Here is a 284-nt window from a genome sequence, read left to right on the forward strand (position 1 = left end):
CGCGTTCATCGGCCTGGTCGTACCGCACGTCGCCCGCGCGATCACCGGCCCCGACTACCGCTGGCTGGTCCCCTACGCCGGACTGCTCGGCGGCGTGATGCTGGTGATGTCCGACGTCATCGGCCGGGTCGTGGTCCGTCCCGGGGAACTGCAGGTCGGCATCGTGCTGGCCGTCGTCGGTGCCCCGTTCTTCATCGCGCTCGTGCGGCGCAGGAAGCTGGCCAGCCTGTGAGCGTCCCGAACGCCCTCCCCCGTCCCACCGAGGACGCCGCCCCCGCGACGGT

General features: G+C 72.5%; 1 protein-coding gene. It reads left to right on the top strand.

Annotation, left to right across the window (positions count from 1 at the left end):
• Positions 1-232 (top strand): iron chelate uptake ABC transporter family permease subunit (locus tag IJ15_RS0124385; protein ID WP_031940901.1); only part of this gene is annotated, 232 nt, incomplete at its 5' end.
• Positions 233-284 lie beyond the last annotated feature (52 nt).

Source organism: Prescottella defluvii, from assembly GCF_000738775.1.
Taxonomy (GTDB): domain Bacteria; phylum Actinomycetota; class Actinomycetes; order Mycobacteriales; family Mycobacteriaceae; genus Prescottella; species Prescottella defluvii.